The following is a 21,651-nucleotide window of genomic DNA, read 5'->3' on the forward strand; positions in this document are numbered from 1 at the left end:
GCCACGCAGCTGTGTGGCCCGAAATGCATCAACGATCAGATTCCTGCCGTTTCGCGGATGTACTTACGCGCCTTTACGGCGTATTCGAAGGGGTTCGCCAGCGCAGGGTCTTGTTCGGCTTCCACTACCATCCAACCCTTGTAGCCGTAGTCATCCAGCAACTGGAAGACCGGACGGAAATCTATTTCGCCGTCTCCCGGTACGGTAAAGGTGCCTTTCTTGACGCCGTCGAGGAATGAGAGCCCTTCGCGGCGCACCTGCTCAATTACCGCGGGGCGGACGTCTTTCAGATGCACGTGGTTGATGCGCGGCAGATATTTTTTCAGGATCGCCAGCATCGGCGCCTCGCCGCCCTCTGAATACCAGGCGTGACCGGTGTCGTAGAGCAGGAAGACGCGTTCGTCCACCAGCGACATAAACTTGTCGATCTCCGCGGTAGTCTGAATGCCGGTGCCCATATGGTGGTGTAGGCAAACCTGCATCCCCTTCTCTGCCGCCAGCTTGCCAAGCGCGTTATAACCTTCAGCTACCCGCTGCCACTCTTCGTCGCTAAAGCACGGTTTTACATCGCCGAGAATCGGTTTATCGAGCCCCTGGATACTGCCGCTTTGTTCAGAGCAGCCAATCACCTTTGCGCCCATCGCATGGAGGAAATTCATGTGGTTAACGAATTCATCGATGGTTTTTTCTCTTTGGCCATTCGCGAAGAAGGTGCTGAACCAGGCGTTGCAAATCTGCATGCCGCGAATATCCAGCATCGGCTTCAGCACCGCCGGATCGCGCGGATATTTGCTGCCGACTTCGCTGCCGGTAAAACCGGCCAGCGCCATTTCGCTGACCGTTTGCTGGAAGGTGTTTTCGCTCCCCAGCTCAGGCATATCGTCGTTAGTCCAACCGATAGGGGCGATAGCCAGTTTGACGTTGTCTTTGTTCATTTTGATGCTCCTGCCGCCGCGCCTTACCGGCGCAGCAGTTCACGTTCGATAAGTTCACGCGTTTCCACGGCCTGGTATTTCATCTTTTCCGGGTAACCAAACAGCGAGGTGCAGACGATCGGTTCACCGCCAACTTTGAAGGTCTGTTCAGCGAAACGCATATCGCGCAGGGTGCGGAACAGAGCATCGAAATCGACATCCCCCTCGCCGACGCCGACGTGCTGGTGTACGGCGGCGTCAACGCCCGGCGGATTAACGATATAGCGGCAGTGTTTGGTGTGATTGCGGGTATCGGCAATCAGCACGTGAGACAGGTCCTGACCGGCATAGCGCAGCATCTTCTCGACTTCACCTTTACCTTTGTCGTAGAAGAAGGTGTGCGGCACGCTGTAGACGTACTTCACGTTGTCGCTACGGAAGGACTTCACGATATCCACCGTCTCGTTGTTTTCTTCGCAGAAGTCCCACGGGTGGGCCTGGATTTCGACGCGGATACCTTCACGTTCGAATATCGGCAGCAGTTCTTCCATCGAGCGGTAGAACATTTCTTCGCAAATTTCCGGCTGGTTAGGATCGCCAGAAAATTCGGTGTTGATAACCTGCACGCCCATCTCTACCGCTACTTCGATGAGCCGCTTCCAGTTCTTCACCGCCGCCTGACGGCGCAGCTCATCCGGGCCGGACCAGCGATAAACGCAGATGAACGAGGAGAGTTCAACGCCGTTGTCACGCAGCGCCTGCTTATACTCGGCCATGATCTCCCGGCTGGCGCGCGGATGTTTGTAGAATGGGTTAATCTGCGGGTGCGGCGACTGTTCAATGTATTTGTAGCCCCACTCCGCCACCTGCTGAACCATTCTGGTGATCCCGAGATCGCGAATCACATCGACATCAAAAGCAATTTTCATCGTCGTTACCTGTTTGAAACGTTACGTCGGTGAAGGAGGATTTAGCGTTGGTAGAATGCCGGGCACTCAGGTAGCGATACTGCTACCGGTTCGTTGCACTCTTGCGCCTTCAGGCAGGCGTCGGCGGCAACCGATGCCGCATAGCCGTCCCAGGCTGAGGGGCCCTGCAGCTTGCCGGCTTTCACATCATTGATAAATGCCTGCAGTTCGACGTCGTAGGCTTTGATGAAACGGTCTTTCCAGTCGGTGAGGATGGCTGTCGACAGGCTGGCGGCTTTACGCATCTCCACCGCCGACGGTTCCGGCAGGCGCGCAATGCCCGTTTCGCCAACCACCTCACACTGAATGTCGTAGCCGTACTGGCAATTCACGAAGACTTCGACGTCGATCAGGGTGCCCTTTTTCGTTTCGAACGAGACTATCTGAGGGTCTTTCAGCCGCGCATGGGTATGGGAGGTCGAGCGCGGGAAGCGTACCTGTACGGAGCGGTAGTCGTCATTTAGCAGCCAGCGCAGCACGTCCAGCTCGTGGATCAGGGTGTTGGTGATCGCCATATCGGTGGTGTAGTTCTCGCCGACCGACTGGTTGCGGTGGGCGCAGCGCAGCATCAGCGGCGCGCCGATATCACCGTCGTCGATGACCTTCTTCAACGCCAGATAGCCTTCATCGTACGGGCGCATAAAGCCGACCTGCACCAGGCGACGCCCGGCTTTCATTTCAGCATCAACGATGCGGCGGCAGCCTTCCGCGCTCATCGCCAAGGGCTTTTCGCAAAATACGGGCTTACCGGCCTCAATAGCCGCCAGGGTGTACTCTTCATGGGTTGGATCCCAGGAGGTCACCAGCACGGCGTCAACGTCGCTGGCTTTAATCACATCATGACCGTCGGCGTAGACTTCCGCCTGCACGCCCGGCAGCGCTACTGCCGCACGGGCGTTATCGGCGTTGATATCGGAAACGGCGACCACGGTCGCCCCCTGTAGGACCTGGGTGCAGCGACGGATATGTTCTTTACCGATGGCGCCTGCGCCGATGACACCTAATTTGAGTGACATGATGGTTCTCTCCGTAGTTCTGTAGGGTTCAGGGTTCGTGTTCTTTGTTAGTAATCCCGCGCCTGGGCGCGTTTTTCATTAATCATTTCAGCGACTTTACGGATACGTTCCGACAGCGCCGTCTGCGCCACGCCAACGTTCCACCAGCTACCGTATTTGTGGACCATGGTTTTCGGCAGTACTTTAATGTCGATAAGCGTGCTGACGGTTTCACGGCGAGCGGCATCCAGCGCGTGGCGAAGCTCATCGAGGGTGGTGACCCGCCAGGTCTTGCAGCCGTAGCCGGAAGCAATCGTGGCGAAATCTACCGGTACCAGCCCGCCCTGCAGCTGGCCGTTTTCCGCCGAGCGGTAGCGAAACTCGGTGCCGAAGCTATCCATACCGTGTTCCAGCTGCAGGTTGTTGATGCAGCCGTTCGCCATGTTGTCGAGCAGAATGACGTTGATCTTCGCCCGCTCCTGCAGGGAGGTGACCAGCTCAGAGTGCAGCATCATGAAGGAGCCATCGCCGACCAGCGAATAGACTTCGCTCTGCGGCTGCGCCAGCTTAACGCCGAGGGCGGCGTTGACCTCATAGCCCATGCACGAGTAGCCGTACTCGACGTGATAGGTATTCGGCGCGCGGTTGCGCCAGACGCGTTGTAAATCCCCCGGCAGGCTGCCCGCCGCCGCCACAATGACCGCATCCGCCGCCAGCGACTCGTTCAGTAGGCCAAGAACGCTACTTTGCGTCAGGGTGGAATCCGTGATTTGACGGAATTCGCGATAAACCGATTCACGGTCAATATGGTCGTCAATTTCTGGTACGAAATCCGTTTCCTGCCAGACCGCCCGGTAGACGCGCTGGGTCTCTTTCATCTGCCGGCTCTGCACGCTTGCAATCTGCGCGCCCCATCCTGCCTGCCAGGACTCGTTCGCCAGCGCTGCGCTGAGCGCGCTTAGCGCCTCGCGGGCGTCCGCCAGCATTGGGATGCCGTCCAGCTTCCAGGCATCAAAATTACTGACGTTAACGTTAAGAAAGCGCACGCCTGGGGATTGGAATATCCATTTCGAGGAGGTGGTAAAATCGCTAAAACGCGTGCCGATACCGATGACCAGATCGGCCTCTTTCGCTAACAGGTTGGCAGCCAGACAGCCCGTTTCGCCAACGCCGCCGACGTTCAGCGGATGCGATGAAACCACCGTGCCCTTTCCGGCCTGCGTTTCCGCAAACGGGATGTCGTAACGTTCGGCGAAGCTCACCAGCGCTTCACCTGCCGCGGAATATTTCACGCCGCCGCCGCAGACGATGAGCGGTTTACGGCTGGCTTTAATTGCCGCTACCGCATCCGCCAGCTGCGCCGCGCTTGGCGGACGGCGATCCAGACGGTGGACACGGCGGGCAAAAAAGGACTCGGGATAATCCCAGACTTCACCCTGCACGTCCTGCGGCAGACACAAGGTGACGGCGCCGGTTTCCGCCGGATCCGTCAGCACGCGCATGGCATTAATGCAGGCGCTCATGAGCTGTTCCGGGCGGATAATACGATCCCAGTACTTACTCACCGCGCGAAATGCGTCGTTAGTCGTGATACTCAGATCGTAGCTCTGTTCGATTTGCTGCAGTACCGGGTCCGGCTGGCGGGTGGCGAATACATCGCCCGGCAGTAATAACAACGGGATACGGTTGGCCGTTGCCGTCGCCGCGGCGGTGATCATGTTGGCCGCTCCCGGACCGATGGAAGAAGTGCAGGCAATGATCTGCCGGCGCAGTGACTGGCGGGCAAAGCCGGTGGCCGCATGGGCCATGCCTTGTTCATTACGCCCCTGGTAAACCCGCAGTTCGCCGCTGTTCTCTTCCAGCGCCTGGCCTAAGCCCAACACGTTGCCGTGACCAAAAATAGCGAAAATCCCTTTCACGAATTTCTGCGCTTCGCCGTCCACCTCCAGATACTGGTTATCAAGGAACTTCACCAGCGCCTGCGCCATTGTCAGTCTCAGTTTGCCCATGTTGCCTAATCCTTATCGTTCAGTATTTGTCGTGTGAGTTAGCGCTTTGCTCGCCAAAGAAGATGGCGTAGGTGAGGGAAAGCCGTTAACGTCCACTGGAATATTTTTGGATTATAGGCAAACATTTTTTTCATTAAACACAAATACAGAAGAAATGTTTCATTTTGCGAGAAGGATCAAACTCTCTACCCATTTCACACGTTTCACTTACATCTCCTTCGCGAGCAGGTTTCCAAACAAAAGAGGAAAAACAAGATTATCTACATGAAAATTATGGATAATATTGGTATTTAAAAAAGGAGAACATGGGTAAGCGGGACGCAGACAGCATGTATGGGTGGGCAGCTGCGTACCCACGCAGAGTGGTAGATCCTTCACACTTTTGGTTTTTTAATTTCGATTAGATTTGAAAATGAAATATTTATTTCTCAAACTAGAGATAACTAATAACCATCAGGCTGTTCACGGCAGACCGTCACTCATGCGACCTTCTCCTGGCAGCAGATTTGCAAAAGGAAACCCTAGCGATGAATGCAGCAGTTAAGCGGCTCGACGTCATCTGTATTGGCCGGGTGGCCGTCGATCTCTACGCCCAGCAGATAGGGGCAAGGTTGGAAGATGTGGCCAGTTTCGCCAAGTATCTCGGCGGTTCCTCGGGCAACGTCGCCTTTGGTACCGCGATTCAGGGATTAAAATCGGCGATGCTGGCGCGGGTTGGCGATGAGCACAACGGCCGGTTTCTGCGTGAAACCCTCCGCCGCGCAGGTGTCGATACCGAATATCTGATCACGGATAAAGAACGGCTGACCGCGTTGGTGATGCTGGGCATTAAGGATCAGGATACCTTCCCGCTGATTTTCTACCGCGACAACTGCGCCGATATGGCGCTGACGCCTGACGATATCAATGAGGAGTACATCGCCTCTTCACGCGCTCTGGCGGTGACCGGCACCCACCTTTCACACGCCAATACCCGCGATGCGGTACTGAAGGCGCTGGAATACGCCCGCCGCCACGGCCTGCGTACCGCGCTGGATATCGATTACCGTCCGGTGCTGTGGGGGCTTACTTCGCTGGGCGACGGTGAAACGCGTTTCATTGAGTCGGGTCCGGTGACCCGTCAGTTGCAGGAAGTTCTGCACCTGTTCGATTTAGTCGTCGGCACTGAAGAGGAGTTTCATATCGCCGGCGGCAGCACCGATACCCTCACCGCGCTGAAAAACGTTCGCCATGCCACCAAAGCGACGCTGGTCTGCAAGCGCGGGCCGATGGGTTGCGTGGTGCTGGAGGGCGCCATCCCGGATAGCTGGGACGAAGTGCCGTTGCAGCAAGGCGTTCGCGTCGAAGTACTCAACGTGCTCGGTGCCGGCGATGCTTTTATGTCCGGGCTACTGCGCGGCTGGCTTAACGATGAGGGCTGGGAGCAGGCCTGCCGCTACGCCAACGCCTGCGGCGCCTTAGTGGTTTCGCGCCACGGCTGCGCGCCGGCGATGCCGACAAAAGTAGAGCTTGATGATTATTTATCGCGGGCCGATGCCGTTCCGCGCCCGGATATCGACGCGCGGTTAAATCATTTGCACCGGGTGACCAGCCGGCGCCAGCCGTGGCCGGAACTGTGTATCTTCGCCTTTGACCATCGTAAACAGCTGGCGGATCTGGCATTAGAAACCGGGCGCGACCCGGCCTGTATTCCCGAACTCAAACTGCTGCTGTTGGCCGCCGCCGAGGCGGCCGCCACAGAGGCCGGGCTGGATCGGCGCAGCGGCATCCTCGCCGATGGTACCTATGGTCAACGTTCACTTAACGCCATTACCGGTAAAGGCTGGTGGATCGGTCGGCCGATTGAGCTTCCCAGCTCGCGTCCGCTACGTCTTGAACATGGTAATATTGGCTCACAGCTGATCGACTGGCCGCTTGAGCACGTCGTCAAATGCCTGGTCTTTTACCACCCGGATGACCCGGCGGCGCTGCGCGCCGAGCAGGATGCGCTGCTGCTGGAAGTCTGGCAGGCCTGCAATAAGTCCGGGCACGAGCTGCTATTGGAAGTGATCCTGCCGGAGAACGGACCGGACAAAGATGAACGCCACTACCACACTATGCTGGAGCACTTCTATCAGTTGGGCATCCAGCCGGACTGGTGGAAGCTGCCGCCGCTGGCCAGCGCCCAGTGGGAGCGGATCTCAGCGCTTATCGAGCGCGAAGATCCGTGGTGCCGGGGCATCCTGCTCCTGGGGCTGGATGCGCCATCGGATCGATTGCGTTCAGGTTTCGCCGAAGCGGCCGGGCACCCGATGATCAAGGGTTTTGCCGTCGGCCGAACCATCTTTGGCCAGCCTTCGCGCCGCTGGATGCAGGGCGAACTGGATGACGCAGCGCTAATCGATGAAGTGAAACGCAACTATCTACGGCTCATCGGCTACTGGCGCGAAGCGCGCGGCTAACCTCCTTCAGGCCCGCCAATTCCTTGAAAGCGGCGGGCCTGCGGTTTCTTCGTGAAATGAATCGCGTATTTCATCGCAAAAAATGAAAAATTCGCTTCATTTGGTACACTGGAAGCCATATTCCTTCCATTTTCTCAGAGCGCAACTTATGGCTAATAATCCGACCCAACTGACCATCCTGCAGGATGAAATCAGACGGCGCTACGACACGCTCAGCAAACGTCTGAAGCAGGTGGCGCGCTATATACTGGATAACAGTAATAGCGTTGCTTTCGATACTGTAGCCTCCATTGCGCAACAGGCTGACGTTCCGCCCTCAACGCTGATTCGCTTCGCTAACGCCTTTGGCTTCAGCGGCTTTAACGAAATGAAGCAGATGTTCAGGCAGCATCTGATGGAAGAGACCGCCAACTACACCGAGCGCGCACGTCTGTTCCGCCAGACTACTAACGACGAAACAACGCCGCCGGAAACGCCGACGGAAATCCTCAACATGTTCAGCATGGTCAATACCCAGGCGCTGCAGCAACTGGCAATGCAGACCTCCGGCGAAGACCTCAACCGGGCGGTAGATTTACTGGCGGATGCGGAAAATATCTATGTTATCGGTCTGCGTCGCTCGTTCAGCGTCGCCTCTTACCTGACCTACGCACTGCGCCATCTGGATCGCAAAGCCTTCCTGATCGACGGCCTCGGCGGGATGTTCACCGAGCAGCTCAGTCTGGTGGGGCCGAAGGATGTGGTCGTGGCGGTGAGCTTCTCGCCTTATGCCCGTGAAGTGGTGGAGCTGGTTGAGCTTGGCGCCCAGCGCAAGGCGCGACAAATCGCCATTACCGATAGCCAGGTAAGCCCGCTTGCCGCCTTCAGTGATGTGTGCTTTGTGGTGCGTGAAGCGCAGGTCGATGGTTTCCGTTCACAGGTGGCCTCGCTGTGCCTGGCGCAGACGCTGGCGGTATCGCTGGCATTGAATAGCAGCAAAGAGCCGCAGCAGCACCGCGCCTGATTGCCCGTTGCGCTAGCGGTAAACAGGGGCAATCAATAGACAAAAAAGCCGGGGACATCCCCGGCTTTTCTCGTTTATCGCGCACTATGAATAGCGATCGCTGTTGATCCAGGCGTGATCGTCTTCCCAGGTAAATAGCCACTTACGATCCGGCCCCGCCATCACGTTCAGATAGTAGCTGTTGTAACCGGCGATCGCCGCTACCGGATGGTAGCCGCGCGGCACCATCACCACATCATGGTTATAGGGCGCCATACAGGCATCCAGGCTGCGGTCATCGGTGTACACTCGCTGAAAGGCAAAACCTTGCGGCGGATCGAAACGGTGGTAGTAGGTTTCTTCCAGCTGGGTTTCCTGCCCCGGCAGCGCGGTATCGTGCTTGTGCGATGGCCAGGAACTGGTCGCCCCTTCTTCGGTGTAGACTTCCACTACCAGCAGGCAATCCGCCTGCGCATTATCCGGCAGAATATTATGTACCAGCCGCTGGTTACGCCCTTTACCGCGATGTTCTACGCCAACATCCTCAGGCCGTATCACTCGCGCCGGGAAACTGCCTTTGCCCGGCGCGCTGCAAACCGCCAGCTCAAGATCGGAATCTGCAGTGACCTCGACCTTATCTTGCGGCGGCACATAGACCGACCACGGCGGCGTACGCTCGAATGGCGACATGCGTTTACCAAGGTCGGGAAAATCGGCGTGCTGAGTTTTGATCGAGGCCAGCCCGGAGACCAGAACCAGACATAGCTCACGATCACCGCTCTCCAGGGTCACGGTTTGCCCCTGTTTTAACATCCAGACATCAAAGCCAATATAATGCCACCCCGCGCTCTGCGGGGTGATGTGCTGGATATGTCCCTCTTTTTGCGCTTTAGCCAATAACGACATAGCGTTCTCCTTCGCCGATTAACCTAACGTCGGCATACTGAATTCAGATACGGTTTGCTGCCCCTGCGGCCAGCGCACGGTGGCAGTTTTCATACGGGTATAGAAGCGAACGCCGTCAGGCCCGTGGACGTTCAGCGCGCCAAATACCGAGCGCTTCCAGCCGCCAAAGCTATGGAAGGCCATCGGCACCGGCACCGGTACGTTGACGCCAACCATGCCGGCCTGTACATCATGAACGAACTCGCGGGCGGTATGGCCATTGCTGGTAAAGACGGCGCTGCCGTTACCAAATTCGTGGCTGTTTACCAGCGCCAGCGCGCTTTGGTAATCAGCAACGCGGACGATCCCCAGCACCGGGCCAAAAATCTCTTCACGCCAGATGGTCATTTCCGGAGTGACATGGTCAAACAGCGTACCGCCAACGTAATATCCGTCCTCATGCCCGGCCACGCGCAGCCTGCGGCCATCCACCACCAACGACGCCCCTTCGCTGACGCCCTTATCAATATAGCCGAGTACTTTTTTCTGATGCGCTTCAGATACTACCGGCCCCATTTCGTTTTCGTCTTTGCCGCGCAGGCAGCCGGGCCCCACTTTCAGCGACTCGACTAATGGTTTCAGGCGGGCGATTAATTTATCTGCGGTCTCGTCACCGACGGCCACTACTACCGGCAGAGCCATACAGCGCTCGCCTGCGGAACCATACGCACCGCCCATGATGGCATTCACTGTCGCATCAAGATCGGCGTCCGGCATCACGATGGCATGGTTTTTCGCCGCGCCAAACGCCTGGACGCGTTTTCCGTGAGCGCTGGCGGTTTTATAGATATATTCCGCCACGCCGGAGGAGCCGACAAAGCTGACGGCGGCAATACGCGGGTCGGTATAAAGCTGCTCGGCATCTTCATTGCTGCAATGAATGACGTTAAAAACGCCGTCCGGCAGACCGGCTTCTTTCAGTAATTCAGCCATGCGTACCGCCGCGGTCGGCGCCAGCGCCGGTGGTTTCAGCACGAAGCTGTTGCCGCAGGCCAGCGCGATGGGGAACATCCACATCGGCACCATAGCCGGGAAATTAAACGGCGTTATCCCCGCCACCACGCCCAGCGGCTGCATGAGTGAATAGCTGTCGACGCCGGTACCTACGTCGGAAGAAAACTCACCTTTAATAAGATGCGGAATGCCGCAGGCAAACTCAACCACTTCCATGCCGCGAGTCAGCTCTCCCAACGCATCGGACCACACTTTGCCGTGCTCGCTAACGATAATTCCCGCCAGTTCATCGACGTGCTGTTCGAGCAGCATTTTAAAATTGAACAGCACGCGGGCGCGGCGCAGCGGCGTGGTACGGGACCAGTTGTCAAAAGCGTCGCGAGCGACCTGGATTGCGTCGGAAACCTCCTGCGCGGTGGAAAGCGTGACTTCGCGAACCACATCGCCAGTGGCCGGGTCGTACACCGGCATCGTTTCCCGGCTGCTGCTGGTTACCGTTTTCCCACCAATAAAGTTACCTGTGATAGTCATCTTCTCGCCTCATAGTGTAGAAGGCCGTTCAAGTTACGGCCCGTCGCTGATTGTGCTGTGCTATAACCGTAGTAAAATGAAATTTATATTTCAATAAACAGATAAAATGAAATTCCACTTTGGTGATAGCTGTCGCATTTTTCAGCAAGCCTCTCTACATGATTTCATATCGCAGCGGTAGTAAAGATGAGATTTTCTGCGGTTGACGTTGATGTAAACTATGAAATAGCGAAGCAACTATTTTGCGATCGTGCTCAAACAACCATCATTTCATCCATTGCCAATGATGAAATAAACATTTTAACTATCAGGCAAGCGAACTAAACCAGTCAACATCTTGTCAGGAGTGTCAAATGGCCATTGCCCTGCAGCGTTTCTGTATCAATCGTAAAATTGCGCCATCGCTTAGCATTGAAGCGTTTTTCCGTCTGGTAAGCGAACTCGGGCTGCATAAGGTCGAGCTGCGTAATGATTTACCCAGCGGTAAAGTCACCGATGAGCTAACCCACCAGCAGGTGCGCAAGCTGGCCGACCGATACCAGCTTGAAATTCTGACGATCAACGCCGTCTATCCCTTCAACCGCCACAGCGCTGAAGTACGTCAGCTGACGGAGTCGCTGCTAAAAGAGGCGCAGGCTATTGGCGCCAAATCGCTGGTGATGTGCCCGCTAAATGATGGCACCGTTGTAGCGCCGCAAGAAACGCTTGCCGCTATGCGCGAGCTGGCGCCGTTGTTCGAACAATATGGCGTTCAGGGCCTGGTCGAGCCGCTTGGCTTCCCACAAAGTTCGCTGCGCTCGGCGGCGCAGGCGCAGGCGCTTATTCGCGACGCCCAGGTACCGTTTAAGCTGTTAATTGATACTTTCCATCATCATCTTTATCCACAAGCTGAAGAGGAATTCAGCCAGCTGGACGTTGCTGAGATAGGTCTGGTTCACCTCTCCGGCGTTGACGATCCCTGCCCGCGCGAACAGTTGACCGACAACGAGCGCATCATGCTGACACCACAAGATAGGCTGCTGACCTGCCAGCAGGTAAAACATCTCGAAGCCCGCGGATACCAGGGAGATTACGCCTTCGAGCCTTTCGCTCCGCAGTTGGCATCATGGCGCGAAGAGGAGATTCGCCGCGAGATTGAACAGAGCATCGCGCTGATTCAGCGCCACTGCGCCTGAGATTAAACGTTGAGAGTTATCGATTTCCTCCATCTTTTTGCTGTCAGGTTGCCTATAATCGACGCAGGATAAATGGAGGAATCGATCATGAGCTCACCCCTGCTGATTGCGCGCACGCTGGATAAACAACTGCATCTGCTGCCTGCAATGGCTAACCGTCACGGCCTAATTACCGGCGCCACCGGCACCGGTAAAACCGTAACTTTGCAGAAACTGGCGGAGTCATTTTCCGAGATCGGCGTACCGGTCTTTATGGCCGATGTGAAAGGCGACCTGACCGGTATCGCGGAAGCAGGCCAGAGCTCTGAGAAACTTCAGGCGCGTCTGGAAAAAATCGGCGTTACCGACTGGGAGCCGCATGCCAACCCGGTGGTTGTTTGGGATATCTTTGGTGAAAAGGGCCACCCGGTGCGCGCCACGGTGTCGGATCTCGGCCCCCTGCTGCTCGCCCGCTTGCTCAACCTGAATGAAGTACAAAGCGGCGTGCTAAACATTATTTTCCGTATTGCTGACGATCGCGGCTTGCTGCTGCTGGACTTTAAAGATCTCCGCGCCATCACCCAGTTTATCGGTGATAACGCCAAAGCCTTCCAGAACCAGTATGGCAACATCAGCAGCGCGTCGGTCGGCGCTATCCAGCGCGGGCTGTTAACCCTGGAGCAGCAGGGCGCAGAGCACTTCTTCGGCGAACCGATGCTGGATATTCAGGACTGGATGCGTGTCGATGCCAGCGGTAAAGGGGTGATTAATATCCTCAGCGCTGAAAAGCTCTATCAGATGCCGAAGCTGTACGCCGCCAGCCTGCTGTGGATGCTCTCCGAACTCTACGAGCGCCTGCCGGAAGCCGGCGACCTCGAAAAACCGAAGCTGGTGTTCTTCTTTGACGAAGCCCACCTGCTGTTTAACGATGCGCCGCAGGTACTGCTGGATAAAATCGAGCAGGTGATCCGTCTTATCCGCTCTAAAGGGGTCGGCGTCTATTTTGTCTCGCAGAATCCGTCGGATATCCCGGATGCCGTGCTTGGCCAGTTGGGCAACCGCGTGCAGCATGCCCTGCGCGCCTTTACTCCGAAGGATCAAAAAGCGGTGAAAACCGCCGCCCAGACCATGCGCGCCAACCCGGCATTCAGTACCGAGCAGGCCATTCAGGAGCTCGGTACCGGCGAAGCGCTGATCTCCTTCCTCGACGAGAAAGGCAGCCCGTCGGTCGTCGAGCGCGCAATGGTTATCGCTCCCTGCTCGCGGATGGGACCGGTCACCGATGATGAGCGAAATGGCCTGATTAACCACTCGGCGCTGTACGGCAAGTATGAAGAAGAGATTGACCGCGAGTCGGCCTTCGAAATGCTGCAAAAAGGGGTGCAGGTCGCCACAGAGCAGCAGTCGGCACCGCCGGCAAAAGGTCAACAAAACGGTGATGACGACGGGCTACTCGGTGGGCTGAAAGATATTCTGTTCGGCACTACCGGCCCGCGCGGCGGTAAACGAGATGGTATCGTGCAGACCGCGGCCAAAAGCGCCGTACGTCAGGTAACCAACCAGATCGTCCGCGGCATGCTGGGAAGCCTGCTCGGCGGAAGGCGCCGTTAGCGTAAGAAGGATGCCGACCCCGGATTGTGGCGCGCTGCGCCTCATCCGGGTTATTTGTTGGCTCGGTGAGCGTAAGCGTTAGGCCTTAGTCGCCTCAAGGGGTTGTCTTAACATAATCCCCATATCCCCGCGCGCTTTTACGCGCTTCGAGGCGGTGATTGCCACGCCAGCACAGCGCCAGCACGGCGACCACCGCAACCTGATGAAGATATAGCGGCAGGCCTTTGTCTAACACCACGAAAGCAAACAGAAAAGCGAATATCGATAGCGACAGTATAACCCCCGCTAACGTGCCATTGAGATCGAACCAAAACAGCACCCGATTGGCTTTTTGCTCTTCAGCTGTGCCCGCACGCACCAGCCCCGTCGTCAGGCTCAGCACATCCGCTCGTTTCAGCGACCAGATAAAAAACACCAGCATAAGCAGAAAAACTGTGCCTTCAAACAGGAACCAGCCGCTGGCCCACTCTGGATGCAACGCGCCGAAGAAGATGGTGGCGATGATAAAAATATCCGGGATCCACAAGATTCCGGCAGCGACCTGCAGAATGAATATCAGGGATTTACCAAACATCAATGCCTCCATGCAAAGACGAAAAAAAAGGGTGCTTTCGCACCCTTCTATTGTACTACGCTTTTCTCATCATCAGCCAAAGGCTTATCAGGAAGAAACTTGCGCTTGGCAGCAGCGCGCCGATTATCGGCGGTATCCCGTAAACCAACGTTAGTGGGCCAAATATCTGGTCGAGTACGTAGAAGATGAAGCCGAAGCTAATCCCGGTAACCACTCTCACGCCCATCGCCACGCTCCGCAGTGGGCCAAAAATGAACGACAGCGCCATCAGCATCATCACGGCCACCGACAGCGGCTGGAAGATTTTGCTCCACATATTGAGCTGGTAACGGCCCGGATCCTGGCCGCTGGACTTCAGATAGGTCACGTAGTTATGCAGGCCGCTGATTGACAGCGCATCCGGATCCAACGCAACCACGCCGAGTTTGTCCGGCGTTAGCTTGGTCTTCCAGGTGCCGCTCACCATTTGCGTACCGGTGACCTGTTTTGGATCGGTCAGATTAGATTCATCCACCTGTGACAGACGCCAGATCTTAGCTTCATTATCAAACTTCGCGGATGCGGCGTAACGGACAGATTGCAGACGACGATTATCGTTGAACTGATAGATGCTCACGCCGCCTAGTTCATCATTGCCCTTTACACGTTCAATGTAGACAAAATTATGCCCGTCTTTCGCCCACAAACCCTGCTGGGTCGACAGCAGCGAACCGCCGTACATCTGCTGCGCACGATAGTTACGCGCCATCTGTTCGCCCTGCGGCGCCACCCACTCACCCATCGCCATGGTCAACAACACCAGCGGGATCGCCGTTTTCATCACCGCCAGCGCCACCTGCATACGGGTAAAACCGGAAGCTTGCATCACCACCAGTTCACTGCGCTGCGCCAGCATCCCCAGCCCCAGCAACGCGCCAAGCAGCGCCGCCATGGGGAAGAAGATTTGCACATCTTTTGGTACGCTGAGAATGGTATAAAGCCCGGCTCCCATTGCATCATAGCTGCCCTGTCCGGCTTTTTTCAGCTGGTCGACAAACTTAATAATGCCGGAGAGCGACACCAGCATGAACAGCGTCATCATGATGGTGTTGAAAATGGTTTTACCGATATAGCGGTCAAGTACGCCAAACGCCTGCATCACACCGCTCCTTTATTAAACCGGGCACGGAAACGACGCATCGGCACCGTATCCCACAGGTTAAGCAGCACCGCCAGCGCGAAGTAGAGCAGGTTCACGCCCCACATCCAGATAGCGGGGTCCATTTTGCCTTTACCCGCGTTCGATTTGATCGACGTTTGCAGCAGGAAGAACACCAGATACAGCAGCATCGCCGGCAGCATAGACAGCACGCGGCCCTGACGCGGGTTCACCACGCTAAGCGGGACAACCATCAGCGCCATCATGAACACCGCCGCCACCAGCGTAAATCGCCAGTGCAGTTCGGCGCGCGCGCGCGCGGTATCGGTCTTCCAGAGGGTGCGCATATTCATCTGTTCGGTGTCGCTGGGATCGGCCGCTACCGCTTGATGGCCAATAACCGCCTGGTAGTTTTTGAAATCGGTAATACGGAAATCGCGCAGCATCGCCGTGCCTTCAAAACGCGTCCCCTGCGTCATAGTGACCACCTGGGATCCGTCTTTTTTCTGCGACAGCTCGCCGGAATCCGCCACCACAACGGAAGGACGCGCGTTGCCTTTCGGCCGCAATTGCGCAAGGAACACGTCGTTGAAGCGGTTGCCGTTCACGTTTTCGATAAACAACACCGCGCTGCCGTCGCTGGCCTGCTGGAACTGGCCCTGAGCCAGAGCCGCCATGCCGGGGTTGGCTTTGGCTTCCGCCAGCACTTCATCCTGATGGCGCGACGACCACGGCCCCGCCCACATCACGTTGACTGCCGCGACGGCGCCGGTAAACAGGGCGAGGATCATTGCCGCCTTAATCAACACGGCTTTACTTAAGCCGCAGGCGTGCATCACCGTAATTTCACTTTCGGTATACAGTTTGCCCAGCGTCATCAACAACCCGAGGAAAAGACTCAGGGGCAGAATGAGCTGCGCCATTTCCGGTACGCCCAGCCCTAACAGCGAGAGCACCAGATTGGTCGGGATATCGCCATCTACCGCGGCGCCAAGGATCCTGACGAGTTTCTGACAGAAGAAAATCAGTAACAGGATGAATAGGATCGCCAACTGGCTTTTCAGCGTCTCACGAACCAGATATCTTATGATTATCACTATAAATACGCCCGTAAAAACCCGTCTTATTGCAGGAAAATTGCTTGTTTCATGGCTTAAACGTCATTTATTCTCTTTTGTCGTCGAAAACATCGCTAAGATTAAATGACTCATCGGTTCTGCGTATCAGGATCTTTTCTGACGAACCAAGGCCGTAATAACGTTAAGATTAACACGAAGTCACCGCAACAGCGGACATGAGTTACGAAAGCTTGCAATTATATACTCAATGGATTTCGAGTTGTAGAAAGGCGGCAGGACTGTGAAGCCCCAAAGCGGCATCAGCCAGCGTCAGGGGTAAGCAGGCGTAGCCAACGCATCTGCAACTGGAAAGGCGACGAGTATAGCCGTAGCCACCACTGTTGTCTTTAAGATTCAGGAGCATAGTGCATGGAGTTCAGTGTAAAAAGCGGTAGCCCGGAGAAGCAGCGGAGTGCCTGTATCGTGGTCGGCGTCTTCGAACCACGTCGCCTCTCCCCCATCGCCGAACAACTCGATAAAATCAGCGACGGTTACATCAGCGCCCTGCTGCGTCGCGGCGAGCTCGAAGGCAAGCCTGGCCAGACGTTGTTACTGCACCATGTGCCGAACATCCTGTCTGAGCGCATTCTGCTCATCGGCTGTGGTAAAGAGCGCGAACTGGATGAACGTCAGTATAAACAAGTTATTCAGAAAACCATTAATACTCTGAATGACACTGGTTCGATGGAAGCCGTCTGCTTCCTGACCGAACTGCACGTCAAGGGCCGCAACAACTACTGGAAAGTTCGCCAGGCCGTTGAAACCGCCAAAGAGACGCTGTACAGCTTCGATCAGTTGAAGACCAACAAAAGCGAGCCGCGTCGCCCGCTGCGTAAAATGGTCTTTAACGTGCCGACTCGCCGCGAGCTCACCAGCGGCGAACGCGCCATTCAACATGGCCTGGCGATCGCCGCCGGTATCAAAGCGGCGAAAGATCTCGGCAATATGCCGCCGAATATCTGTAACGCGGCTTACCTTGCTTCCCAGGCGCGCCAGTTGGCCGACACTTACAGCAAGAACGTCATCACCCGCGTGATCGGCGAACAGCAGATGCGCGAGCTGGGGATGAACTCCTATCTCGCCGTCGGCAACGGCTCGCAGAACGAGTCGCTGATGTCGGTCATCGAGTATAAAGGCAACCCGTCTGAAGACGCGCGCCCTATCGTGCTGGTCGGTAAAGGCCTGACCTTCGACTCCGGCGGCATCTCCATCAAGCCTGCCGAAGGCATGGACGAGATGAAGTACGACATGTGCGGCGCGGCGGCGGTCTACGGCGTAATGCGAATGGTTGCCGAGCTGCAGCTGCCGCTAAACGTCATCGGCGTGCTGGCAGGCTGTGAAAATATGCCTGGCGGTCGCGCGTATCGCCCGGGCGATGTTCTGACCACCATGTCCGGGCAGACCGTTGAAGTGCTGAATACCGATGCCGAAGGCCGTCTGGTGCTGTGCGACGTATTGACCTACGTTGAGCGCTTCGAGCCGGAAGCGGTTATCGATGTGGCGACGCTGACCGGCGCCTGCGTGATTGCCCTCGGCCATCACATCACCGGCCTGATGTCGAACCATAACCCGCTGGCTCATGAGCTGATCGGCGCCTCCGAACTGGCTGGCGACCGCGCATGGCGTCTGCCGCTGGCCGACGAGTTCCAGGATCAGCTGGAGTCCAACTTTGCGGATATGGCGAACATCGGCGGCCGTCCTGGCGGCGCGATTACCGCTGGCTGCTTCCTGTCACGCTTCACCCGCAAGTACAACTGGGCGCACCTCGACATCGCCGGTACCGCCTGGCGTTCCGGTAAGGCCAAAGGCGCGACCGGCCGCCCGGTGGCGCTGCTGTCGCAGTTCCTGCTCAATCGTGCGGGTTTTAACGGCGAAGAGTGATTGCCGTCTGATGCCCGGTGGCGCTACGCTTACCGGGCCTACGGAAAAATGCCGTTTGTAGGCCGGGTAAGCGTAGCGCCACCCGGCTTTGCATTTAAATCCACAACAAGAAGCCCCATATATGAAAAACGCAACGTTCTATCTTCTGGACAATGACACCATCGTCGACGAGCTCAGCGCCGTCGAACAGCTGGTGTGTGAAATTGCCGCAGAACGTTGGCGCAACGGCAAGCGCGTCCTGATCGCCTGTGAAGATGAACAGCAGGCTATTCGCCTCGACGAAGCGCTGTGGACGCGGCCGCCGGAGAGCTTTGTGCCGCATAACCTGGCGGGCGAAGGCCCGAGAGGCGGCGCGCCGGTAGAAATTGCCTGGCCGCAAAAGCGCAACAGCAGCCCGCGGGATATTCTTATCAGCCTGCGGCTAAACTTTGCAGATTTTGCCACCGCTTTCACAGAAGTGATAGACTTTGTCCCTTACGAAGATTCTCTGAAACAACTGGCGCGCGAACGCTATAAAGCGTACCGCATGGCTGGTTTCAACCTGAACACGGCAACCTGGAAATAATGGAAAAGACATACAACCCACAAGATATCGAACAGCCGCTTTACGAGCACTGGGAAAAGCAGGGCTATTTCAAACCGAATGGTGATGAAAGCCAGGAGAGCTTCTGCATCATGATCCCGCCGCCGAACGTCACCGGCAGTTTGCATATGGGTCATGCCTTCCAGCAAACCATCATGGATACCATGATTCGCTACCAGCGCATGCAGGGTAAAAACACCCTGTGGCAGGCCGGTACCGACCACGCGGGTATCGCTACCCAAATGGTGGTTGAGCGTAAGATTGCCGCTGAAGAAGGTAAAACCCGCCACGACTACGGCCGCGATGCCTTCATCGATAAAATCTGGCAGTGGAAAGCGGAATCCGGCGGCACCATTACCCGCCAGATGCGCCGCCTCGGCAACTCCGTCGACTGGGAGCGCGAGCGCTTCACGATGGATGAAGGCCTGTCCAACGCGGTAAAAGAAGTCTTCGTTCGCCTGTACAAAGAAGACCTGATTTATCGCGGCAAGCGCCTGGTCAACTGGGACCCGAAACTGCGCACCGCCATCTCTGACCTGGAAGTAGAGAACCGCGAATCGAAAGGTTCCATGTGGCACATCCGCTATCCGCTGGCCGATGGCGCGAAAACCGCTGACGGTAAAGATTACCTGGTGGTCGCCACCACCCGTCCGGAAACCCTGCTGGGCGATACCGGCGTGGCCGTTAACCCGGAGGATCCGCGTTACAAAGATCTGATCGGTAAATTCGTGGTGCTGCCGCTGGTTAACCGCCGCATTCCAATTGTTGGCGACGAGCACGCCGACATGGAAAAAGGCACCGGCTGCGTGAAAATCACCCCGGCGCACGACTTTAACGACTACGAAGTTGGCCGCCGTCATCAGCTGCCGATGATTAATATTTTGACCTTTGATGGCGACATCCGTGAAAGCGCGGAAGTCTACGATACCAAAGGCAACGAATCCGACGTCTATTCCAACGAGATCCCGGCTGAATTCCAGAAGATGGAACGTTTTGCCGCGCGTAAAGCGATGGTTGCCGCCGTCGACGCGCTGGGCCTGCTGGAAGAGATCAAACCGCACGACCTGACCGTGCCTTACGGCGACCGCGGCGGCGTGGTTATCGAACCGATGCTGACCGACCAGTGGTACGTGCGTGCGGACGTGCTGGCCAAGCCGGCAGTCGAAGCCGTTGAGAATGGCGACATTCAGTTCGTGCCGAAGCAGTACGAAAACATGTACTTCTCCTGGATGCGCGATATTCAGGACTGGTGTATTTCCCGTCAGCTGTGGTGGGGTCACCGCATCCCGGCATGGTACGACGATCAGGGCAACGTCTACGTTGGCCGCACCGAAGACGAAGTACGCCAGGAAAATAATCTCGGCGCCGACGTCGCGCTGCGTCAGGACGAAGACGTTCTGGATACCTGGTTCTCTTCCGCGCTGTGGACCTTCTCCACCCTCGGCTGGCCGGAAAACACCGACGCGCTGCGTCAGTTCCACCCGACCAGCGTGATGGTGTCCGGCTTCGACATTATCTTCTTCTGGATCGCCCGCATGATCATGATGACCATGCACTTCATCAAAGATGAAAACGGCAAGCCGCAGGTTCCGTTTAAGACCGTCTACATGACCGGCCTTATCCGCGACGACGAAGGCCAGAAGATGTCCAAATCCAAGGGTAACGTCATTGACCCGCTGGATATGGTTGACGGCATCACCCTGCCGGAGCTGCTGGAGAAACGTACCGGCAACATGATGCAGCCGCAGCTGGCGGAAAAAATCCGTAAGCGCACCGAGAAACAGTTCCCGAACGGTATCGAGCCGCACGGCACCGACGCCCTGCGTTTCACCCTGGCGGCGCTGGCCTCTACCGGCCGCGACATCAACTGGGATATGAAGCGTCTGGAAGGTTACCGTAACTTCTGCAACAAGCTGTGGAACGCCAGCCGCTTCGTACTGATGAATACCGAAGATCAAGATTGCGGTTTCAACGGCGGCGAGATGGTGCTGTCCCTGGCCGACCGCTGGATCCTGGCTGAATTCAACCAGACCGTGAAAGCGTACCGCGAAGCGCTGGATAACTTCCGCTTCGACATCGCCGCGGGCATCCTGTATGAATTTACCTGGAACCAGTTCTGCGACTGGTACCTCGAACTGACCAAGCCGGTCATGAACGGTGGCAGCGAAGCGGAGCTGCGCGGGACTCGCCATACTCTGGTGACCGTGCTGGAAGGTCTGCTGCGCCTGGCGCACCCGATTATTCCTTTCATCACCGAGACCATCTGGCAGCGCGTGAAAGTAATCTGCGGTATCACCGCCGATACCATCATGCTGCAGCCGTTCCCGCAGTACGAGGCTTCTCAGGTTGATGAAGCGGCGCTAGCCGACACCGAATGGCTGAAGCAGGCGATCGTCGCCGTACGTAACATCCGTGCGGAGATGAACATCGCTCCGGGTAAACCGCTGGAACTGTTGCTGCGCGGCTGCAGCAAAGATGCCGAGCGTCGTGTTAACGACAACCGCAGCTTCCTGCTGAACCTGGCGCGTCTGGAAAGCATCACCGTGCTGCCTGCCGATGATAAAGGTCCGGTTTCCGTGACCAAGATTATCGACGGCGCCGAGCTGCTGATCCCGATGGCGGGTCTTATCGACAAAGAAGCCGAGCTGGCGCGTCTGGCAAAAGAAGTGGCGAAAGTCGAAGCGGAAATCGGCCGTATCGAAAGCAAGCTGTCCAATGAAGGCTTTGTGGCCCGCGCGCCGGAGGCGGTTATCGCCAAAGAGCGTGAGAAGCTGGAAGGCTACGCAGAAGCGAAAGCGAAACTGATTGAACAGCAGGCAGTGATCGCCGCGCTGTAATCCTCCCGCCCCTTAT

16 protein-coding genes are annotated in these 21,651 nt (G+C 56.7%); 7 read left to right on the forward strand and 9 right to left on the reverse strand.

Going from position 1 to position 21,651, the window contains the following annotated elements; all coding sequences use genetic code 11:
* Nucleotides 1-35 precede the first annotated feature (35 nt).
* Genes iolE through iolD form a run of 4 tightly spaced genes read right to left on the reverse strand, consistent with a single transcriptional unit; the run spans nt 36 to nt 4,886 of the window.
* Nucleotides 36-935: a myo-inosose-2 dehydratase gene (gene iolE, locus ABLU78_RS18890; protein WP_020079776.1), complete on the reverse strand. Its 900-nt coding sequence runs from the start codon at nt 933-935 to the stop codon at nt 36-38.
* 23 nt (nt 936-958) lie between these two features.
* On the reverse strand, nt 959-1,843 hold the full coding sequence (locus ABLU78_RS18895; RefSeq protein WP_015368532.1) for a sugar phosphate isomerase/epimerase: 885 nt from the start codon (nt 1,841-1,843) through the stop codon (nt 959-961).
* Nucleotides 1,844-1,884: 41 nt separating this feature from the next.
* The gene (locus ABLU78_RS18900) at nt 1,885-2,898 is read right to left on the reverse strand and encodes a Gfo/Idh/MocA family oxidoreductase (protein WP_015704222.1); all 1,014 of its coding nucleotides are present in this window, start codon (nt 2,896-2,898) and stop codon (nt 1,885-1,887) included.
* A gap of 47 nt (nt 2,899-2,945) precedes the next feature.
* Nucleotides 2,946-4,886, reverse strand: coding sequence for a 3D-(3,5/4)-trihydroxycyclohexane-1,2-dione acylhydrolase (decyclizing) (iolD, locus tag ABLU78_RS18905; protein ID WP_048229691.1), 1,941 nt, complete (start codon nt 4,884-4,886; stop codon nt 2,946-2,948).
* 527 nt (nt 4,887-5,413) lie between these two features.
* On the opposite strand from iolD, the gene iolC reads away from it, so the two are divergent.
* Both iolC and ABLU78_RS18915 read left to right on the forward strand, forming a co-directional pair.
* Nucleotides 5,414-7,327, forward strand: coding sequence for a 5-dehydro-2-deoxygluconokinase (gene iolC, locus ABLU78_RS18910; protein ID WP_015704220.1), 1,914 nt, complete (start codon nt 5,414-5,416; stop codon nt 7,325-7,327).
* Nucleotides 7,328-7,475: 148 nt separating this feature from the next.
* Complete coding sequence (locus tag ABLU78_RS18915; RefSeq protein WP_015368536.1) at nt 7,476-8,330, forward strand: MurR/RpiR family transcriptional regulator; 855 nt, start codon at nt 7,476-7,478, stop codon at nt 8,328-8,330.
* An 84-nt stretch (nt 8,331-8,414) separates the two neighbouring features.
* Here ABLU78_RS18915 and iolB read toward each other — a convergent pair whose 3' ends face one another.
* Complete coding sequence (iolB, locus tag ABLU78_RS18920) at nt 8,415-9,215, reverse strand: 5-deoxy-glucuronate isomerase (RefSeq protein WP_020079778.1); 801 nt, start codon at nt 9,213-9,215, stop codon at nt 8,415-8,417.
* Nucleotides 9,216-9,233: 18 nt separating this feature from the next.
* Nucleotides 9,234-10,739, reverse strand: coding sequence for a CoA-acylating methylmalonate-semialdehyde dehydrogenase (locus ABLU78_RS18925; protein WP_048229693.1), 1,506 nt, complete (start codon nt 10,737-10,739; stop codon nt 9,234-9,236).
* Between the two features lie 353 nt (nt 10,740-11,092).
* Here ABLU78_RS18925 and ABLU78_RS18930 point away from each other — a divergent pair, with 353 nt between their 5' ends.
* Nucleotides 11,093-11,914: a TIM barrel protein gene (locus ABLU78_RS18930; protein ID WP_048229695.1), complete on the forward strand. Its 822-nt coding sequence runs from the start codon at nt 11,093-11,095 to the stop codon at nt 11,912-11,914.
* Nucleotides 11,915-12,001: 87 nt separating this feature from the next.
* Entirely contained in the window at nt 12,002-13,504 is a 1,503-nt protein-coding gene (locus tag ABLU78_RS18935; protein WP_015368541.1) for a helicase HerA-like C-terminal domain-containing protein, read from the forward strand.
* Between the two features lie 94 nt (nt 13,505-13,598).
* Here the strand turns inward: ABLU78_RS18935 and ABLU78_RS18940 are convergent, their stop codons facing one another.
* The 3 genes from ABLU78_RS18940 to lptF are packed head-to-tail and all read right to left on the reverse strand — an operon-like array spanning nt 13,599 to nt 16,313.
* A complete protein-coding gene (locus ABLU78_RS18940; RefSeq protein WP_020079781.1) occupies nt 13,599-14,078 on the reverse strand; it encodes a hypothetical protein in 480 nt (159 codons plus the stop codon).
* A 55-nt stretch (nt 14,079-14,133) separates the two neighbouring features.
* Nucleotides 14,134-15,216 (reverse strand): LPS export ABC transporter permease LptG, encoded by a 1,083-nt coding sequence (gene lptG, locus ABLU78_RS18945; protein WP_015368543.1) that lies wholly within the window; start codon nt 15,214-15,216, stop codon nt 14,134-14,136.
* Nucleotides 15,216-16,313, reverse strand: a complete 1,098-nt coding sequence (gene lptF, locus ABLU78_RS18950; RefSeq protein ID WP_015368544.1) for an LPS export ABC transporter permease LptF — start codon at nt 16,311-16,313, stop codon at nt 15,216-15,218. Before lptF ends, lptG begins: the two co-directional genes overlap by 1 nt.
* Nucleotides 16,314-16,703: 390 nt before the next feature.
* Between lptF and pepA the strand changes: the two genes are divergently transcribed.
* The 3 genes from pepA (at nt 16,704) to ABLU78_RS18965 (ending at nt 21,635) form a co-directional block, all read left to right on the forward strand.
* Complete coding sequence (gene pepA / locus ABLU78_RS18955; protein ID WP_008807121.1) at nt 16,704-18,215, forward strand: leucyl aminopeptidase; 1,512 nt, start codon at nt 16,704-16,706, stop codon at nt 18,213-18,215.
* Nucleotides 18,216-18,336: 121 nt separating this feature from the next.
* Nucleotides 18,337-18,780, forward strand: coding sequence for a DNA polymerase III subunit chi (holC, locus tag ABLU78_RS18960; protein WP_015368546.1), 444 nt, complete (start codon nt 18,337-18,339; stop codon nt 18,778-18,780).
* Complete coding sequence (locus ABLU78_RS18965; protein ID WP_015368547.1) at nt 18,780-21,635, forward strand: valine--tRNA ligase; 2,856 nt, start codon at nt 18,780-18,782, stop codon at nt 21,633-21,635. Before holC ends, ABLU78_RS18965 begins: the two co-directional genes overlap by 1 nt.
* Nucleotides 21,636-21,651: the final 16 nt, after the last annotated feature.

Origin of the sequence: Klebsiella sp. JN_Kp122 (assembly GCF_040062085.1) — a bacterium.
In the GTDB taxonomy this organism is placed as follows: Bacteria; Pseudomonadota; Gammaproteobacteria; order Enterobacterales; family Enterobacteriaceae; genus Klebsiella; species Klebsiella aerogenes.

Excerpts from the sequence above, each read along its gene's own strand:
- iolE (WP_020079776.1), bottom strand. The coding sequence starts at position 935 with ATGAACAAAGACAACGTCAAACTGGCTATCGCCCCTATCGGTTGGACT.
- ABLU78_RS18895 (WP_015368532.1), bottom strand. The coding sequence starts at position 1,843 with ATGAAAATTGCTTTTGATGTCGATGTGATTCGCGATCTCGGGATCACC.
- ABLU78_RS18900 (WP_015704222.1), bottom strand. The coding sequence starts at position 2,898 with ATGTCACTCAAATTAGGTGTCATCGGCGCAGGCGCCATCGGTAAAGAA.
- iolD (WP_048229691.1), bottom strand. The coding sequence starts at position 4,886 with ATGGGCAAACTGAGACTGACAATGGCGCAGGCGCTGGTGAAGTTCCTT.
- iolC (WP_015704220.1), top strand. The coding sequence starts at position 5,414 with ATGAATGCAGCAGTTAAGCGGCTCGACGTCATCTGTATTGGCCGGGTG.
- ABLU78_RS18915 (WP_015368536.1), top strand. The coding sequence starts at position 7,476 with ATGGCTAATAATCCGACCCAACTGACCATCCTGCAGGATGAAATCAGA.
- iolB (WP_020079778.1), bottom strand. The coding sequence starts at position 9,215 with ATGTCGTTATTGGCTAAAGCGCAAAAAGAGGGACATATCCAGCACATC.
- ABLU78_RS18925 (WP_048229693.1), bottom strand. The coding sequence starts at position 10,739 with ATGACTATCACAGGTAACTTTATTGGTGGGAAAACGGTAACCAGCAGC.
- ABLU78_RS18930 (WP_048229695.1), top strand. The coding sequence starts at position 11,093 with ATGGCCATTGCCCTGCAGCGTTTCTGTATCAATCGTAAAATTGCGCCA.
- ABLU78_RS18935 (WP_015368541.1), top strand. The coding sequence starts at position 12,002 with ATGAGCTCACCCCTGCTGATTGCGCGCACGCTGGATAAACAACTGCAT.
- ABLU78_RS18940 (WP_020079781.1), bottom strand. The coding sequence starts at position 14,078 with ATGTTTGGTAAATCCCTGATATTCATTCTGCAGGTCGCTGCCGGAATC.
- lptG (WP_015368543.1), bottom strand. The coding sequence starts at position 15,216 with ATGCAGGCGTTTGGCGTACTTGACCGCTATATCGGTAAAACCATTTTC.
- pepA (WP_008807121.1), top strand. The coding sequence starts at position 16,704 with ATGGAGTTCAGTGTAAAAAGCGGTAGCCCGGAGAAGCAGCGGAGTGCC.
- holC (WP_015368546.1), top strand. The coding sequence starts at position 18,337 with ATGAAAAACGCAACGTTCTATCTTCTGGACAATGACACCATCGTCGAC.
- ABLU78_RS18965 (WP_015368547.1), top strand. The coding sequence starts at position 18,780 with ATGGAAAAGACATACAACCCACAAGATATCGAACAGCCGCTTTACGAG.